We start from the raw sequence: 673 nt of genomic DNA, 5'->3' as shown, positions 1-673 counted from the left end.
CTGTTTCGGCGATTCAAAGAGTTGGCAAAATGCCTGGCGTAATGCCAGCAATGCGAGGGTGGCGCTGGTGAGCGTTGGGAGCAAAATCGCTTGATGTGTTTCAGGCGATATCTCCACTAGCCAACGCTGCATATGGCGCGGATTTGCCAGACTACGCTGTAGCCATTGCCGTAGTGAATGCGGCGGTGAGCGTTGCGATAACCCTGTCAACAAGCCCTGCTCCGGTGCGGGTGCTTTACCCTCGAACCAGAGCTGTAAGCCTTCGTGTAACGTTTCTTCAGGGAGAAGGCTATCTAACCACCGTCTGCGTTCCGCCAGAGGCTCATGAGTATCGTTACTGCTGAGGATGAATTGCTGCAACTGGTGGTAGTGCGTACTTTCAGACGACGCATGGTGCTTGTTCATCTGACGTAACAGCCGTTGAAGCCATTGCTCTGGCGTGGCGGGGCATTCATGGCTGAGGAGCAGTGGGTAAAACCAGTGAAAGGCTAATGTAAATTGCCGGACGATCGCCAGCAGCAAAGGGAGCATCGCGAGTGTACGCTCACTGAGTTGCGGCTGCATGATACGTATCAGGCGCGTTAGCTGTGGGATATTCCATGTCTGTAGCTGTGTTGCTATTGCACTGGCATTGATTGCGGCATAGTGCTGTAAAATCGTACGATGCTGCTGA

At 53.3% G+C, this 673-nt stretch carries 1 protein-coding gene; it reads right to left on the bottom strand.

Annotation, left to right across the window (positions count from 1 at the left end; translation table 11 throughout):
* The coding region (locus J5224_RS33175; RefSeq protein ID WP_264629151.1) for a hypothetical protein at window positions 1–673 on the bottom strand (673 nt) is incomplete at both ends.

The sequence above is a fragment of the Candidatus Symbiopectobacterium sp. NZEC135 genome, assembly GCF_025962695.1.
The sequence above is the reverse complement of the archived record's forward strand: the minus strand, read 5'-3'. Positions and strand labels throughout refer to the sequence as shown.